Source organism: Aneurinibacillus sp. Ricciae_BoGa-3, assembly GCF_028421645.1.
Lineage (GTDB): Bacteria > Bacillota > Bacilli > Aneurinibacillales > Aneurinibacillaceae > Aneurinibacillus_B.
In genome coordinates this window covers 1,073,587-1,088,997 of the sequence record NZ_CP116887.1, presented here as the reverse complement: position 1 = coordinate 1,088,997, position 15,411 = coordinate 1,073,587, and the positions used below count along the sequence as shown (strand labels likewise).

Annotated in this window: 15 protein-coding genes and 1 tRNA gene; 2 read left to right on the top strand and 14 right to left on the bottom strand. The window is 44.6% G+C overall.

The genetic code is table 11. The annotated features are described in order from the left end of the window. Positions 1-1,025: 1,025 nt before the first annotated feature. Positions 1,026-1,101: transfer RNA gene (locus tag PP175_RS05715), tRNA-Lys, on the top strand. A 429-nt stretch (positions 1,102-1,530) separates the two neighbouring features. Here PP175_RS05715 and PP175_RS05710 read toward each other — a convergent pair. The 4 genes from PP175_RS05710 to PP175_RS05695 all read right to left on the bottom strand — a co-directional run bounded on the left by PP175_RS05710 (position 1,531) and on the right by PP175_RS05695 (position 3,751). Then, positions 1,531-1,785: an aspartyl-phosphate phosphatase Spo0E family protein gene (locus tag PP175_RS05710; RefSeq protein WP_272441838.1), complete on the bottom strand. Its 255-nt coding sequence runs from the start codon at positions 1,783-1,785 to the stop codon at positions 1,531-1,533. 108 nt (positions 1,786-1,893) lie between these two features. Further along, positions 1,894-2,433 carry a hypothetical protein gene (locus tag PP175_RS05705; protein ID WP_272441837.1) on the bottom strand — a complete coding sequence of 180 codons (540 nt, stop codon included), beginning with the start codon at positions 2,431-2,433 and terminating at the stop codon, positions 1,894-1,896. 2 nt (positions 2,434-2,435) lie between these two features. Continuing rightward, positions 2,436-3,326, bottom strand: a complete 891-nt coding sequence (locus PP175_RS05700; protein WP_272441836.1) for a hypothetical protein — start codon at positions 3,324-3,326, stop codon at positions 2,436-2,438. Next, the gene (locus PP175_RS05695; RefSeq protein WP_272441835.1) at positions 3,326-3,751 is read right to left on the bottom strand and encodes a phage holin family protein; all 426 of its coding nucleotides are present in this window, start codon (positions 3,749-3,751) and stop codon (positions 3,326-3,328) included. Before PP175_RS05695 ends, PP175_RS05700 begins: the two co-directional genes overlap by 1 nt. A 116-nt stretch (positions 3,752-3,867) precedes the next feature. Between PP175_RS05695 and PP175_RS05690 the strand changes: the two genes are divergently transcribed. Continuing rightward, on the top strand, positions 3,868-4,062 hold the full coding sequence (locus tag PP175_RS05690; protein ID WP_272441834.1) for a hypothetical protein: 195 nt from the start codon (positions 3,868-3,870) through the stop codon (positions 4,060-4,062). Between the two features lie 88 nt (positions 4,063-4,150). Here PP175_RS05690 and PP175_RS05685 read toward each other — a convergent pair whose 3' ends face one another. The 10 genes from PP175_RS05685 to PP175_RS05640 form a co-directional block, all read right to left on the bottom strand. Then, the gene (locus PP175_RS05685; protein ID WP_272441833.1) at positions 4,151-4,624 is read right to left on the bottom strand and encodes a C40 family peptidase; all 474 of its coding nucleotides are present in this window, start codon (positions 4,622-4,624) and stop codon (positions 4,151-4,153) included. A gap of 75 nt (positions 4,625-4,699) precedes the next feature. Beyond that, positions 4,700-5,344, bottom strand: a complete 645-nt coding sequence (locus PP175_RS05680; RefSeq protein WP_272441832.1) for a hypothetical protein — start codon at positions 5,342-5,344, stop codon at positions 4,700-4,702. Beyond that, a complete protein-coding gene (locus PP175_RS05675) occupies positions 5,344-7,515 on the bottom strand; it encodes a tail fiber domain-containing protein (RefSeq protein ID WP_272441831.1) in 2,172 nt (723 codons plus the stop codon). Before PP175_RS05675 ends, PP175_RS05680 begins: the two co-directional genes overlap by 1 nt. After that, the gene (locus PP175_RS05670; RefSeq protein ID WP_272441830.1) at positions 7,515-8,093 is read right to left on the bottom strand and encodes a putative phage tail protein; all 579 of its coding nucleotides are present in this window, start codon (positions 8,091-8,093) and stop codon (positions 7,515-7,517) included. Before PP175_RS05670 ends, PP175_RS05675 begins: the two co-directional genes overlap by 1 nt. A 3-nt stretch (positions 8,094-8,096) precedes the next feature. Next, positions 8,097-9,179 (bottom strand): baseplate J/gp47 family protein, encoded by a 1,083-nt coding sequence (locus PP175_RS05665; protein ID WP_272441829.1) that lies wholly within the window; start codon positions 9,177-9,179, stop codon positions 8,097-8,099. After that, positions 9,148-9,561 carry a contractile injection system sheath initiator gene (locus PP175_RS05660; RefSeq protein ID WP_272441828.1) on the bottom strand — a complete coding sequence of 138 codons (414 nt, stop codon included), beginning with the start codon at positions 9,559-9,561 and terminating at the stop codon, positions 9,148-9,150. Before PP175_RS05660 ends, PP175_RS05665 begins: the two co-directional genes overlap by 32 nt. 13 nt (positions 9,562-9,574) lie before the next feature. After that, entirely contained in the window at positions 9,575-10,654 is a 1,080-nt protein-coding gene (locus tag PP175_RS05655; protein ID WP_272441827.1) for a phage late control D family protein, read from the bottom strand. Positions 10,655-10,669: 15 nt separating this feature from the next. After that, positions 10,670-11,260, bottom strand: coding sequence for a LysM peptidoglycan-binding domain-containing protein (locus PP175_RS05650; protein ID WP_272441826.1), 591 nt, complete (start codon positions 11,258-11,260; stop codon positions 10,670-10,672). A gap of 10 nt (positions 11,261-11,270) precedes the next feature. Continuing rightward, on the bottom strand, positions 11,271-11,618 hold the full coding sequence (locus tag PP175_RS05645; RefSeq protein WP_272441825.1) for a hypothetical protein: 348 nt from the start codon (positions 11,616-11,618) through the stop codon (positions 11,271-11,273). A 3-nt stretch (positions 11,619-11,621) separates the two neighbouring features. Next, the gene (locus PP175_RS05640) at positions 11,622-15,248 is read right to left on the bottom strand and encodes a phage tail tape measure protein (protein WP_272441824.1); all 3,627 of its coding nucleotides are present in this window, start codon (positions 15,246-15,248) and stop codon (positions 11,622-11,624) included. Positions 15,249-15,411 lie beyond the last annotated feature (163 nt).

Here is a 15,411-nt window from a genome sequence, read left to right as displayed (position 1 = left end):
AATTTTATGAATCCGTCAAACACTAAGACAAACAACGGAGAAGGGCGGTATGTACTATGCCTATCAGTGCTTTATTGAAAATTGGAATTGGATTATTGATGGCCGCATGGGGTGCTCACGGATATCTGGGTTAATTATCAGAGAGAATGGAGTGATTGCATGTTTTTTGTAATTGGAGGAATAGTTAGTGGTGCAATTTTCGGTATCGTAGGTGCTCTTATCAATATTTATGTCGCTACAAAGGGGCTATAAAGTTAACTGTTTCGTGTGATTTTAATTCCTCCCGATGGTGTTCGAATTGCCTCGGACTTTTCTTTTTTCATCTCCTCTTTCATCATTCGTTTGACATGACCAGAGAAGTTAGGGATTTTTGATGCGTAATCATCCTCCCGATATAATCACTATCATACTAATCAAGGGGAAAGTTTGAAATGGAAACGATCCACAATTTGGATAAAACGTAAAAAACCATATCTGCCTACATGGTGGATGTTTTTTTCTGTTCTATATAAAGCAAACTGAGCAGAAAAAGGAAACCATATCGCTATATAAGATTGATAGTTATGATATGTTGTATGTTCCATATGAAAGAAAATTTAATATCAGCGTAGATGGTGTAAAGTTCAATTTAACTTTGGAACAATTGGTCACAGCTATTCAAGATGAGCGGTTTTTACCATCAGAATAAATGCCGGGTTCATTCTCGTTTATTCTGCTAGATATTATCGCGTGTGCATGTAACTGAAACTGATTCCACGCACGGTAGGCAACAGGCGTGGCAAGGCACTTTGACACGTCTATTTTAATAAAAACCCCATTTAATTCCAATTTCTATTATGTCAACTGATTCTTTAGCTTATCCATAAAACCTGTGGCCTAAGATTAATTTACAGAGATCCTGCTGTCTTCCATAATCCAACGCAGCACCCAATTAAAGTTGGCATTAAATACCTTGGTATTATTCATTTAAATTTTATATAATAATATAAGTTACTTAAACAAAATAAGTTAGTTAAATAATACACGGGGTATTAGCTTAGCTGGAAGAGCAGCCGACTCTTAATCGGCAGGTCGTAGGTTCGAACCCTACATACCCCACCATACATAAATTATAAAATCCCCACTACCGGAAAAAAGGGCAGTGGGGATTATTTTATTATTACGTAACATATGCTGGCACTACCGTTGTGCAAGAGGGATTAGAACATTGTTTCAAAAAAATAATATAGCAATTCTTTTGATATAATATATAATGTGATTTTTTTGCAACTTTATCTCACTTTTTATAGTTCCAGGGAGGAACATTCATAACGATTCCAGAGGCTATATCTTATCTGATCATTACTTTGCATCAACTTGGTTATCCATTTAAGGAAATTATGAGAATAAGAAAAGAGTTTGAAACGCAATTAGATTTACATACCAAGGAAGAGGTTGAGATAGAAGCAGCCATTTTGATTGCCAAAATGATTAAAGAAGCTGCAGAAAGTGTTTAATAGGCCTGATCAAGTATTGTAGCGCTGACAATCTTTATTCACGTAAACCAGCAACCTTCCCACTTGGAGATGGCTGCTGGTTCTGCATTACTTGCACAATTAGAACATCAAGTTTTTGACTAATCTCAATAACATCCGGATGCTGAAAGTTAAACTCATGTTTTTTTGCAGTATTTATCATTTGCTTTTTCATTTCGTTAATCTTTTTTGTAACATAAACACACATTTTCTTCATTCCTTTTTTGCTTAATACCACCACTAGGGTATTATTTCCTTTTTGCTGTTTCAACTGCAAAATTTACACTTTACTGAAACAAAAAAAGACCGCCACCCATAAGGGGAGCGGGTTGTTTTTTGGGTTTTATTTTGCAGCTGGTAATGGTTGTGTTCCGGTCGGTTAAATCGGTTGTGTCGTCGGCTGTATTGGTTGTTGTACAGTTTGAGTCGGCTCTGATGCGTAAATTTGTCTGTTATGGTCCAGATCAAAAACAATAGCCGGTTTTTCAGGTTGAACTGGCGCCGTACCTACAATCTGATTCACCTGATCCTTACCTTTCATTACATATTTCTCGACCATTTGCCCAACAATATCTTCAATCGGGCCGAGAAGCGATATGGCCTCATCCTTAAGTGGCCCGAGGTTTTCAACCACACTCTTTACTGCAGCTTCTTTAATTGAATCTGCAGTTTCTTTTGTGAACAGGCTGCTTTGCTTCAAACCAATTACAATCCGGCTATTAAGATCTTGCACCACAGCTTCAGTTAGGCGTTCCACCGTGTCGAGCATGCCGTTCACTTTTGTTGCCACATCCGGCGTTGTATGAGCAGCCACAATGCTTTCTACTTTATTAAACAGACTGCGAATAAGGATTCCTACCATACCGACCAGAACGGCTGTGATGATAGTTTGAGCATATCCTAAAAATACAGTTTGCATGATTATTTTCCTCCTAATTTTTTATATAGGTTATTCACAGCCGCCGCCAAAAGCTCAATCGTCACCGGCTCTCCTGGTTTATGATCGCTTGTGAATATCCCGTTCGCCTTCGCCTGAGCAATCGCCTTTAATCGCCAATCATGCACAGGAGCTGCAGGGGTAGCCCGCTGAATCCTGTTAGCCGCAATGGCGTCCAAATGCTGCGGTTGGGCCTGTTGCATGTCCCACCAGGAAACATGCGTGAACCCAGCCATTTTACACAGCTGCACGAACTTCGCCATATCTGCAGGCTTTGCTGTGAGGTAGCTCTGCCCGGTCGGGGCGATGGGCTTGCCGTACTTTTTATACGCCGCTACAGATGAATTGAAAGCCACTTCTACTGGCCATTTCATTTCGTCCCAGTAAATTTGCGGCATCATCACATCCACGTATTTGGCGTACTCAGCAAAGGGGACTTCATCGGTATGATAATTAGCGATCGCGAAAGAGGATAGCCCTGTCACAACGTCCGGATGCTTCATACGGAAGGTTTGCAGGAACTGACTAGCCTGTATGCTCTTGCCTTTGATCTCAATCTCAGCGTCGAATACATTCCACTCAGCGCCTGCCGAAATCGCTTGTGAGCAGGCATCCACCTCACCCATTGGATCATTTAGGTATTGATAAATCCAACCGCCCACAGTAATACCGGCTGCTTTCAGTGGACCAACAAGCAGCTTAAAATGTTTCATGAAATTCTGGCTGACAGAATCAGCAAGATTACCATTAGCGAACTTTACGATCACACCGTCTATTCCTCTTGTTTTACACTCTGAAATCAATCGGTCAACATTGCCGCCATAGACATTCCATGGCTCCCAAATCCACATGTGTGTACCGTCGTAAATACTCATTAACTTGCCTCCTTGTCTTCTGGTGATTTTTCGCCACCATCCGTCTGCTTCTTTAGTTGAATTAAAGCATTCCGTATAAATCGGGGTACAGGTAGCCCAGCCCTAGTAATGTTTTCAAACAATGACAGTCCCTCATTTGCGATATAAAAATAAATGGCCGTATTCATTAAGAACCCGGCCGAGTTTAATGCAATATCCAATTTGTGCGCAACGGTCACAGCAACAAAGATAAGCATTTTCTTTCCAATTCCTTTGAACCCAATTGAACTAGATAACCTTTGCTCCATCCAGGCTGCTAGAAATCCGGTACAGTAATCGATGATAACCATATATACCAATACGTCCAACAACTGCGACCACCCCCCAAAAAAGTACGTGGCCGCACTAGCCAACAGGCCAAACATCAGACTAGCGGCTTCCCTCATCCCCTCAACTCCCTCACCCCCTTGGGGCAAAATATCAAAATTAACTCCCGTATAAATGTTTATTTTCTGCAAATCCTTAGATTGAAAGTATTTATTCGCTAAGGAGGTTGGGAAAAATGGTTAAGCAAAATAGTGACAATAAAAATTGTAATCAATCAAATAATCAAGATAACGACAACAACGTTCTGAATGCCATTCAAAATGGACTTCAAAATGCAGCAAATGCAACAAAAAACGTATTTCAAAATGTAACTGACACAAATAACAATAACGGTAACAATGGTAATAACAATAAAAACGATCAAAGATAAAATTCTTCTCTTGGTCATGATTGTAGACATCGGGAGCCATTAAAGGCTCCCAAAGTAAAAACGCTTCATCCATTTACGGAAAAGCGTTTTAAATACTTCCTATCTTCCTTAGTAATTTAGAATTTGCCAGATCGCCAGGCGTTGGATACTTTACATCCGGGCAAAGGTTAAGGCCTGCCGCCAAGTAAGCATCAGCCCATAGCGTTGAGCAAATCACTCGTTTCGTCTTAAAGTACGGGATGGCCTTATGCAAAAGATATCGTACAACCTCCCACACAATAAGAAGGTAATCGTACCGGCTGCCGACGTTAACTTGCGCGTATTTCACAATCTGCTGGCGCTGAGTGGCGGTAAGTAAATCACACCGGTATACATCTGAAAAACCGGAATAATAAGCAATAGATTGGTATCCCGTCTTTTTAAAATTCATGGCCTCGATGACCTGATTTTCGTTAACTACTCCGGCGACATGCGAATAAGGGCTATGCATGAATTTTTCAATTGCATAACTTTCCCATCCGGTTCCCTTTGCAAAAATCAAATCACCAGGTAAGAGTTCCATACACTCACCCCCAATAGAGTATATTCGTCAAATTAAAAGGAGATCATAGCGCTGTAATTTCATACGCCTGACCTCCTATATGGATCCATATGCTCTTAGTTTTTTGGCCAAGTAATCGGCCTGCACCTGGTTCATCAGCTGCGTGGTTGGTTTTAGCGCCCCGGTGTATCGCCACTCGCTCGATTGCATAGCTTTTTCCAACGTCAATGTTAAAAGTGGAGCGTAGTTGGCTTTAATGTCGTCAATGGTGGCCTGCTGGTTTGCTGTTGGTGCTGCTCCACTATCTTTTAGAATCACCCAATCGTATAGCATATGGACTGCATACGTAAGCTCAGAAATCAAGTCGTAGGTATCACTAGCGAGCTCACGCTGATAGTATATTTTCATATAGACAGGATTTTGCGGTACAATCCACAAAGACCCGTCCGCGTTCGTCACCGCTTTTACGTCGATGGACGGACTGGATGACCCTTGATTGAGCGTTATAGATGCCTCGGTTAATCCGATACCTGAGAACACAACGGAAAACAAGCCGACGGACTCGTCGGGCTGCACTGCGATAGACGCCTTTCCTGCAGCCGTTTGTACCGTCCCATTCGTCTCGCCTATGGTATAAGACAGCGCATAGTCTAACCCGTCGCTAGTCTCAGCGGTAATCGTTAACGCGCCGCCTTGTGCGGTCTGCTGCGTAACGGAAAGGGAAATCGTTACCTCGGACATTATTCTCCCACCTTCTTAGTCAATTCTTCGACTTTATCGTTTAATTCTTTAAAAGCCTGGATTAAAAGAGGAACAAGGCGAGCATAGTCGACTGACTTATACTCCTCGCCGTCGTTTATATCCATATTATCCATAACTGTGACAGCTTCCGGCAGAACCTTCTCGACTTCCTGAGCGATTACCCCGACTTGCGGCGTGTCTCGCTCCGGGTAGGTTTCGAGGTATTTTTCATTCCAGCGATAGTTAACGCCTCGTATTTGCGTTACTTTTTCTAATGCGTTATCAATCGGTACAATGTCCGTTTTTAAACGTTCATCAGACGTGGAGTAGGTACCGTTAAAATAGCCCTGTCCTGTTGAGGTAATATAGGCGACTTTCGAGAAAGTACCGCCTCCGCCTCCGACTGCGTTCCAAAAGTTAAATCCGCCGTTACCCGTTCCGCCATTGTTCATTAGCTCCATAGCTCCGGAGCCGGACTGCTGATTCCAGCCGAGGTACCACCCTTGTCCTTCTCCTGGCGTGACTGTCCCAACTTGTCCATAACCGTACATATATTTTTCCGTTTGTACACTACCTATAAAGTGAGAAGTTAAAGCGTATACTTTGAACATATCGAGGTTTCCGCCGCCGGCACCTGCGATATTCAATTGCTTTGCTGTGTTAGTGTTTGTATGGGCGGCGCTTGGTTGAACATACTCAATCCAGGCCCCGTCCCCGCCTCCTATACCATTACTTGCAAACCTTAGATGACCGTCTTGCGTAGGCGCGTTAGACGTACCCACCGCTATCTTATTGTCATATCCGACAATAGTCATATTACCGTTTCCATCCTCTAACGTATTATGATCGGTAAAAACAGCACCTGCGCGTAAAGTTAGGGATCCTTTCCCGACCGTTCCTGCTGTGCCCCCTGCCGCTTGAATCCGAACATCGTAGTCATTTCCGCCGACTCCTGTGTGAAAATCGATATAAGGAGTCACGGCGCTTGATCCCTGACTACCTAACTCAATAGAGCCGCCCTGATCGGTAATAAGAGCAGGAGCGTTGGCGCTATTACCATTTTGAGGATCGCCACCATTCCAGCCAATACCGCCTGCCGCAATTACACTTTTTGTCCCATCGACCTTGACTTTAAGCGGAAGGTTCCCGTTTTTATCTAGTACGCTCCAATTAGCACCAGCAGTCAGAGCGCCTGGATTTATTGGGAGTAAATTTCCGAATTGATCCATGCCCAGGCCGTTAGCATTTGAAGGAGCAAGTAAAACAGGACTTGTAGGATTATTTATATTGTTAACCCCACCTAGAACGACTGCGCCATCGACTAGAACGTCTGCCGTAGTATTCCTTGTTGGCGCTGTATAAGACGATGTCGCCTGCCCGGTATCGTTTACTGAGGTAGCGGTTAGTCCGGTCGCTAAGGCTGTCGACGTATTTCCTTTTAGTACGTCATACGTAGCAGCTCCCGCTATGGCTGGCCATGAAATAGCGTTGTAGTTGTTGGCGGACAAAGTCGCGTTTCCGTTTGTAATGGTTGTGACAGGCGATACCTTCGTAGTTCTTCCGTTACGGTCTCTTGCCACTATATAGTAGGAATAAGAAGTCGTAGCCGTTGTACCTGTAGCCGTTACTGTAGGAGCTGCCGGGTCTGCTAGGGCTTGAATCTTTGCCGCGCCCCCTAGTTGATGCAAACCGCAAGTTGGGTCAATCCCTAATCCGAGATTACCTGTCATGGTATCTCCATTTAACTTAACAGCATTATCTAATGTTGTTCTGGGATTGTCATACCAGTTTGCTTTTCCGGTAATTGCTTTGATTCTATTCGTTATCCAAGAAAACCAATTTGTCAGTGTACCGGTTAATCCAGATGGAGCTTGTGATGGATCTGCTGTGCGGTTCCCAATGTTGGTATCCCCAACGGCCCCCGCTGCATTACTCAACTTTTGATCCGCATATTGTTTTGTTACGGCATGCATTGCCTCTGTCGGATCCGCGCTTAGTGTCAGAGGTCCGGTCATCGCCCCGCCAGTTGCAGGAATAGCTCCCGCTGCTTGCTGTTGAGCATCATGGAGTTTTGTGTCGATAATATCCATGTTTTCGTTCACAATGCTTATGTCCGCTGTTTCGGTGTCCAAAGGCATTTTGAGGCCAATATTAGGCGTTAAATCTGGCATCAACTCCACCTCCTTGTTTTCACGTCATCCCACGTATAGTTTTTGAGATTGCCCCATGTCGTGGCTTTTAATTCGCTCCAAACGGTGTAGGTAAAGGCAAACTCCATCACAAGATGGGCCTGCTTGATTTCCTGCAGCGCCTTCTTTAAATCATCAAGATTTGGTGGAACGCCTCGTGTACCGGTAAATTTAACAACGAAACGATATTCCGCCGGATATTCGATGACTTGTACCTCACCGTTACTGTACGCTTCAGCAACTGACTGGATTAGGGCGGGAGTTGTGGTCCCTGATCCACGCGTTTTTCCTAAAATACGGGCCTGTCGGTTTGCGTCTGGCTGTCCGGTTGCTGTATTTAATCCAACGGTTATTTCCCACCGTTCCAGTAAAGCAGAAGACGTTCGGGCGAATATCTCATCAAAAGCTTGTTCAATCATGGTTTCGTTATTTTCAAATGTTTTAGCGAGAACAGACAGCTTTTTTCGTAGTGTTGTATCGTTTTCGGTATCCCCGAAGTAATCAGGCACATCTGGCCAAAGGGTGCGAATGTAATCAAGCATGCTTATATTTTCATCCATGCATTAAGTCCCCTTTGTTAACGTGATATTGCCTAACTCTGCGATTTGATCCTGAGTGAGCACAATGTTCTGAATCGGGGCCGTTAGCGTCATGTCTTTAATTTCAGGAATATCCATGACAATATTGTAAATTTGAGAAACGCGTACCGTTCCGCCAACCCCTACAGTCGCGATGTATTTCTGAATGGCATCAGTAATCGTTTGTTCAAGCGGAGAAACAGAGTCTGTCCAATAGGTGAGTGTAATATCTACCACCACAGCTTGCGGACCTCTTACAAGGACATCCGCACAGGTCGGTTTTTTTGTGTTTACATAGTTTTGAACAGCGGTAATTAGGTCAGTGGATGGTAAACCATTGGCCGATAGAATTACCACATCAGTGGTGCCAGGTCCCCGCGCGAGTTCAATGCAATTGGCTGCTTGCACCCCGGAAACTTCTTTTGCCCATCGAATATAGTCGCTGACGCTGCCGCCGTTTTCCGGATGCTGTATGGTCTCGAGGAACCGAGCGCGCAGCTCATCGTCTGTTTCCGTATCAGTTCCTCCTGAGAGACCCGGAGAAGCAACAACAATGGATTCAACGCCCATGATGGCCACTCCTGACTGAATAAGAAGTGTATTGATGGCCAGGTTTCCATCTGCGCCGATATCAGTAGCCTTTACTGTTACCGTGACGCTTTGCTGCCCCGTAACCATCGTTGCGTCCTGTAAGGTTTCGACTGTAACACTTCGGTCAACGGTAGAAAACACGGTGCCAGCAGGCACCAAAATATCAAAAGGCGCCGGAGTTGACCGTGATAATGTCAAACTTCCCGACGCCTGTGTTCCAATTTTTCTAGTAATCCCACGTTCCAAGACTCTACGATCGAGGTAACTGCCTATGAGTTCATCGCTATCCGCAAAAAATAGATTCAGCAGTCGTTGAAGCATATATTGCTGTTGAGCAGCTAACGCAGCTGCCACTTGCCAAAAAGTACGATTGGATGATCCGGAGGTCCAATCTGTCACAGGAGTATCAGCATCCTCCAAGTCCTGGCGAATGTCATCGATGATTTCATCCTCCGTTTTGAACTGAAAGTCCGGCATCTGTTATCACCCCCTGTACAGTATTTGTTAAATCTGAATTATTGTTATAGCTGTACACAATGAAAAATTGCGCTCGCCTTTGCTCGTTTGTAGTCACAACATCGATACTTATCACGTTAATTCGGTCTTCATATTGTAGACAATCACTTAACCCTTGCTCCGCTTTCGCCGCAAATGTTCCGTCCATCGGATCGCCAAGTATGTCGTATACTGGATTTCCGTAGGTTTCGTCATAAAACAGAGCACCAAGTGGAGTCATAAGCCGGCGTAAGACCGCGGCATCCACGTTCTGGTTATTAGAGACAAGAACGTAATCCCCCTGATTGGATGTTCCTAGATCGGTATCCAGCCTAAAATCAGTGCCTGCCCAATCGTCCGCCATATCATCACCTTCCTTACAAGGTCTTGTTCATTTGCACAGTGGAGCGCTTAATATCGTAAAGATCAGTACGGTATTGTTCGGCATCATCTGGACGCAAGTTGGTGATGCTCGTTTCCGAGGTTGCGCCGCTTTTCGAGATGTTATGGACGATGTTATCGACATAATAGAGCCCGTCGAATCGGCCGGTTCCCTGGGTCGTCACCTTCTTTTCTGCCACCACCTGCGGCATCATTACACTTGTAACACGACCAGTTACTACCTCGCGGCTCCACTCTTTTAGTCGCTTATCAGCTGTTGCTTTGGCTGCTGCAGGAGTTTTTGCCTTAGAATCGTAGACCACTCGTTCCTTCACCTGTCCAACACGAGCAGACAACGATTTGTTTTCTGAACTCGCCTGAATCAACTTCTTTTTGTACCAATGCTTTACTGTTACTTTCGTAATCACGCCAACCGAGCTGTCATCATATTCAATCGCGCAGTTGACCTTACCAGGGACCCTGCTGAATGTTGCTATTGATTTTTCATCCGCTTCTTGCCGTGGCCCAAAATAAAGATTCTTGTCTTTGTCCACATAACAAATAAAGCCCTCACGATCTGCGAGCGCCTGTAGTACATCCCATTCCTTTTTATCTACGATTAGCTGTTGATCAAGGTCTGCTTCGCCCATTTGGCCGACGAATTTGAGACCATATTTTTTTGCGAAGTACTGAGCAACCTGTCCGGACTTTTGATTCTTAAACGCGATTGTATTCTGGGTATCGATCATCCTGGCTGAATAATCTCGGCCGATAAGTGTAACTAGATTCGGATTTCCGAAGTTTGGCTTTACCCCGTCCACTTTACCAGTGAACACATGCGTAAGTTCACTTTTGCTCCAATGGTTCGGATCTTTCACATACCCAAGGTAAATTTTGACCTCCTGCTCCTTGCGGAACCAATCAGATAAGAGCCGGCTATTGTCAAATGCAGCCTCGAACGAATCGGCCGCCATGTACAATGTATTTTCGACTCGCAGCGTACTTAAATCGGTCCAGTGAACATCTACCCCAGAAACTTCGACGATTGCACGCGGGCTAGAATCAGCAATAATCATAAACACCATCTCCTATCAAGGAATGATAATTTTCTTTCCTACAGGTATCTTTCGAGGATTGATTATATGGTTGGCTTTAGCGATTTGTTGCCATGAAACTCCCGTTTTTCGCTGCAAACCAATCAGTGTATCCCCCTGCTTCATCACGAACGTTTTCCCTGACAGCTTTGATAAAGGGGCTGCTTTCGGAGGGGTATTCGCTTTTTTGGGCGAAAGCACTTTCGGTCCCGTTACCGTTGTTTTTATTTCCTGAACGGGTGGGATGTCCTCTACCAATTCGATGGAGTATTTAACCTTATCCCATCGCAGCACTTGCTTTTTAAAATTCCTTATCCTTACGTAAGTTCGTAACGGCCCATGCGAATAGAGTAGGATGGCCCCTGAATGCATTTGTAGCTGTATGCCGGTTGCATAAGCCATGGCACTCTCTCCAACCAATTGACCGTTCCAGGAAATAATTTTTTCTCCTGGTCCCATATCTTGATACTTCGGCCGAGCGCCTGGTATATCGACTTTTGCAATTTCACGACTATCATCAACATTAGCTTGGCGTTCCGGGGGCAACGGGAAAATAAATGAACCTACTTTGCATACATCTGCAGCCATGTTTTTCACCTCACAGGCGCGCGGCCACTATCGGCCAATGAATGTTTCCATTTAAAAAAATGACCAGTACCTCATCCCCAACCTTAAGCGTCCCATATTTCTCTTTCTGAAGAGTTACCTTTGTTTCTATCTCTTTGGCCCCAGATATGGTGACCGATGTTTTCTCACTGTCCGAATAAATAGTGGGGTTATCAGCTTCTACGGTGTTTTCTTCCACATTGGTTTGGTACAACAGGTGGGTGGCCACCGGACACCAGTCCGTCTCCATATTAAAAAGAGGAATCGCTACCTTCGCTTCTGCCTTATCGACATCCAACGAACTAAGGATTCCTGTTTGGGGGAACATCATATTTTCCATTGTTTATCCAAACTCCCATGCTGCTTTCTTTTTCCCTCGTGAAGCAATGTATTTTGGAGAAAGCATTAGCGCCTTTTCTACACCCTCCTCTGCTTCTTTGGCATTGGTCGGGTGAATAGCAATTGAAATCTTACGATTGTCATGGTGTACAGCCTGCTGACGAGGTACGAATTGTTTGTTTGCTGGCTTCGGTTTCGCAGGAGCTGGTGCCATTGCTGCCGAAGATACTGTTCTGGTTCCTATACGTCCGGCTATCCCGCCTACCGCTCCTCCAACAACACCACCTACAGCCGCACCTAATACAGGGTTTACTGGGAATTTGGATCCCCACATTGCCCCTAAATGCGCTCCGGCAACTGCTCCGCCAATGTTGAACACAGATTCGAACGCAGTTTGAATCTTATTTTTGGCTTGCACAATATCCATCATTTCACTTGCGGCTGTAACTGGCCATGCAGCTCTACGCAGGATGTCTTTTGAGGCGTGCCCAATAAATTCGGTTACCTCTTTTGCGGTATCAACCATCCCTGAAAAAGCATCTTTCCAGTCTGTTTGCCCTGTTGTATAGCTTTCCGTTGCTTTGCTCACAACACTGGTGGTCGCTAATCTACCTGCGTTTACCAGTCCGCCATTCGCATAGAACTTTATCTGCTGCATATTTACTCCAAGATGATATCCAGCCTGTTTCCATAGTTCTATCCCGCGACTTCTTCTGTGAGAAGAAAGGGGAATGATAGCCTCCGGTCCTGCTTCCCCGGCTATGCCACGGCCACCGTCGACCCAGTGCGGTGAATTAACTATACCTCCTGTAAATCCGCCATTAGCAAAGAATTTAAGCATAGGGGCGTATGAAGGTGGTTTAGGTGTATGAGAGGAGTAGGGAGCCGTACCTTTCGCTGATCTTGAAGGAGTTATATGCGTTGGGTATGAAATACCAGATGCATCTGCCTTACCCTTGTTATAACCATTCATCACATCATTTTTTAGCTGATTCCATTTGTCTCCCAGCGAAGCAATTGTGCCTGAAATCCACGATGAAGCACTTGAAAACACGCCTGATATCTTTCTCGGCAACTGTGAAAACCACTGAAGTACCGAGTTATAGGTCCGCGAGGCCCAATCCGTTACCGTTTTATACAGACCACTCCACGCTGCAGAAGCACTGGATGGCAGGTTACCCCACCAGGCGGATATTCTTCCCGGAAGACCGGAGGCCCAGGTTTGTACTCTAATTGCTGTTTGTGAAACCCAGTTAGAAACAGAGGTATACATTTGACCAAAGAAAGCGGAGGCTTTTCCGGGTAATTGCGACATAGTCTGAACAGAGTATCCAATGCCGTACCCGATTTTTTGTGGAAGTTGGGAAAAGAAGTTTCCTACAGCCAGCACTGCCATTCCGACTCCGGCTTTTAATGCATTCATTTTTTGAGTAGCGTATTGTTGAACTTGAATAAAAGCATTTTTCGCCTGATTTTGCATGGATTTCCACATAGTATTAGGGGTGGCTTTTGCCGACGGCTTTGTAGATGCGGTTGATCCACCCGATACTGCAGATACAACCTTTTTGGTTGTGCCTGATTGGTCAGATGCTTTGCCAATCTTTTCACCAATGAGACTTCCAATATAAGCTCCAATTGCGGTTCCAATACCCGGTAAGATTATACTTCCTATTGCACCGCCAGCTACTCCGCCTATCGCACTTCCTGCAACTTGACCGCCTTTTGTACTTATTGCATTTTTCCAATTGCTTTGTTTAGCCGTTCGATACAGATCGTATCCGGCCAGCCCTACACTCGCTACAGTTCCAACTATCCCTGCGGCCTTTCCGACTCTGCCAAGACTAGAAAGTCGTTCTAGTTCTAATTCCGTTCTTGGAATAGGGGACCTTCTTTGCAATGTAGAGCGGATGCGTTGGGGCAGCGTCATCCTTTCAGGAGGTTGTGGTGGTCGACTTACTGAAAATCGGCGCCTTTGACTATAAGTAATAGGTTCACGCTGAACAGCGCCGCGCCGGCCACTGCCGCCTACTCGCCTTCCCCTATCAGATGAGGAAGAGATTGAACCATTCACATATACACGGGCAGCATTCACCGACATGCTCGCTAAGCGGTTTCGCGTCATTTGTCTGACTCCGCGTTGTCCCATAGTTGCAGAAGTAGATTTTTTTAAAACAGACAAAGGATTAAATAACTTAGCTGCTTTCAACAACTTTGGTACGATTAGCAAGGTACTAGTTAATGCTAGTAAACCACCAACTGCCAGTGCTGCAGCAGCTGCTACTTTAGCAATCACAGGGTGATTTTGAAGAACGTTTATAAGTTTCGATAGACCATCTGTAAATGCTTTAAGCGCTGGGGTTGCCCATTGCATTAGGGGTTGGCCTATTTGGAGTCCGATTGTCTGCAGCTGAGACTGAGCAATATGGGATTGACCAAGAAACGTACCGCGAATCGTTGCTATTTGCTGATGAAGACTCTTTTGAACATTCATTTGTTGCTTTAATTTCTCAAACATATCCTTATGAGACGATATAATAGCAAAGTCCTGACCTTGTTCCCCGAAAATCTTATTCATTTCAGCAGCCCATTCCAACTCGCCATGGCCTTTTTTTATATAAGCATCATGTTTCTGGGCTAGTATCGGGATCATATCTTCATAGGATTTTAGTTTATCGTGATTCTGAAGAAGGGCTGCACTGCCAAAACCGCTAATTTTATTCGTTAATTTACCCTTTTTATCTCTCTCAAATGTTACGTTATCAATTAATCCGGCTACATACATAGCTTGTAGCTGTTTTTGGCCACCTTTGGTGTTCAAGTACTTATAAGGATTAATACGCTCGGCGAAATCTTTAATATGTGTACCAGCCATGGATCCTTCCATACCGGCGCGAGCCGCCAAACCAGAGGCCACTAGCACGTCATTTTCATTCCAACCCAAATTTTTAACTACCGGCATCGCATATTTAAATGCTTCACCCAGCGATTCAGAGGAAGCGTGCGTAACGTTAATTACCCGGCTCATAGTATCTGCGAATTTAGCCATTTTTGCTTCATTATTGGTTATCCGAGCGTCCTCTGCCATCCTCGCAAAATTATACGCTGTCTGATTTGCTGAGGACGATTTCCCCATACCAACCTCTACTTCTGCCAAATAAGTTGCTTCTGGTACTACTTTCATTAGTGAATCGCGAGATATTCCAGCATGTGCTAATTCCAAGCTAATTCCTAATGTTTCTTTCTGAGAAAATAATGTTTTTTGGGATAGATCCTGTGATAGCTTGTTAATTTCCTGGAGTTTTGAGTCATCAATATTTAATCCATATACGCTTCCTAGTTGAACCATCTGCATTTGTACATCGCCAGCTTGTTTTGCAAGCTCACCTAGTCCGCCAAGTATTTTCCCGCCGGCCCATGCTCCTGCAAGCCCGGCTATTGCCCCTTTTATTTCGTCTGCGGCCTGCTTTGCATTTTGAGCCCACTGTTTAAATGGATTTTGATTTTGAATAGAATTGGATGTAGACCTCGCTGCGCTTCCCATAGATCGCAGTTGGCTATTTACTTGAGTTAAGGTGCCACCCATATTATTTCTTGCCTGAAGAATCAGTGAAACCGTAAAATCTCTGGCCATGTTTTCCCTCCTTTCTTCCTTGTTTGGTTCAACACTCATAAGCTGAATGCTCAAACAAACAAAGGACGCTCAATCCGCGTCCTTCGCGTTTTCTATTTGCTTTGCTTCTTCCTCGCACAACCACTCGAATGATTCCCATATCGCTTCCTTTTGCTTATCAGGC

What these genes read in the sequence shown, in the direction of transcription:
- PP175_RS05685 (WP_272441833.1), bottom strand. Translation starts at nt 4,624, where the DNA reads ATGGAACTCTTACCTGGTGATTTGATTTTTGCAAAGGGAACCGGATGG.
- PP175_RS05660 (WP_272441828.1), bottom strand. Translation starts at nt 9,561, where the DNA reads ATGGCGGACGATTGGGCAGGCACTGATTTTAGGCTGGATACCGATCTA.
- PP175_RS05640 (WP_272441824.1), bottom strand. Translation starts at nt 15,248, where the DNA reads ATGGCCAGAGATTTTACGGTTTCACTGATTCTTCAGGCAAGAAATAAT.
- PP175_RS05690 (WP_272441834.1), top strand. Translation starts at nt 3,868, where the DNA reads ATGGTTAAGCAAAATAGTGACAATAAAAATTGTAATCAATCAAATAAT.
- PP175_RS05675 (WP_272441831.1), bottom strand. Translation starts at nt 7,515, where the DNA reads ATGCCAGATTTAACGCCTAATATTGGCCTCAAAATGCCTTTGGACACC.
- PP175_RS05650 (WP_272441826.1), bottom strand. Translation starts at nt 11,260, where the DNA reads ATGGCTGCAGATGTATGCAAAGTAGGTTCATTTATTTTCCCGTTGCCC.
- PP175_RS05655 (WP_272441827.1), bottom strand. Translation starts at nt 10,654, where the DNA reads ATGATTATTGCTGATTCTAGCCCGCGTGCAATCGTCGAAGTTTCTGGG.
- PP175_RS05705 (WP_272441837.1), bottom strand. Translation starts at nt 2,433, where the DNA reads ATGCAAACTGTATTTTTAGGATATGCTCAAACTATCATCACAGCCGTT.
- PP175_RS05680 (WP_272441832.1), bottom strand. Translation starts at nt 5,344, where the DNA reads ATGTCCGAGGTAACGATTTCCCTTTCCGTTACGCAGCAGACCGCACAA.
- PP175_RS05695 (WP_272441835.1), bottom strand. Translation starts at nt 3,751, where the DNA reads ATGAGGGAAGCCGCTAGTCTGATGTTTGGCCTGTTGGCTAGTGCGGCC.
- PP175_RS05700 (WP_272441836.1), bottom strand. Translation starts at nt 3,326, where the DNA reads ATGAGTATTTACGACGGTACACACATGTGGATTTGGGAGCCATGGAAT.
- PP175_RS05670 (WP_272441830.1), bottom strand. Translation starts at nt 8,093, where the DNA reads ATGGATGAAAATATAAGCATGCTTGATTACATTCGCACCCTTTGGCCA.
- PP175_RS05665 (WP_272441829.1), bottom strand. Translation starts at nt 9,179, where the DNA reads ATGCCGGACTTTCAGTTCAAAACGGAGGATGAAATCATCGATGACATT.
- PP175_RS05645 (WP_272441825.1), bottom strand. Translation starts at nt 11,618, where the DNA reads ATGGAAAATATGATGTTCCCCCAAACAGGAATCCTTAGTTCGTTGGAT.